At 39.4% G+C, this 264-nt stretch carries 1 pseudogene; it reads right to left on the bottom strand.

The window, feature by feature from the left end:
• Positions 1-264, bottom strand: a pseudogene (locus BHE89_RS01935) (hypothetical protein); the annotation flags it as partial.

Below are 264 nucleotides of genomic sequence, written 5' to 3'. Positions count from 1 at the left end.
TTAGTTCACGACGAATTTTTGTTAATGCTTCAGGGTCATCTAAATCAACTTTAGGATCGAATCCTGTCGCCCCAACTTCAAGACCTCGTAACGCTTTTTTGTAAGGATTCTTGTTGTGTTCTACCTATTGCCATCACTTCGCCAACAGATTTCATTTGCGTGGTTAATCGGTCATTTGTCCCTGCAAATTTTTTCAAAGTTAAAACGAGGAATTTTTGTCACAACATAATCAATAGAAGGTTCGAAAGAGGCTGGTGTTCTCCC

Source organism: Shigella sp. FC1967, assembly GCF_001743005.1.
Taxonomy (GTDB): domain Bacteria; phylum Pseudomonadota; class Gammaproteobacteria; order Enterobacterales; family Enterobacteriaceae; genus Proteus.
This window is presented reverse-complemented; position numbering and strand designations above follow the sequence as displayed.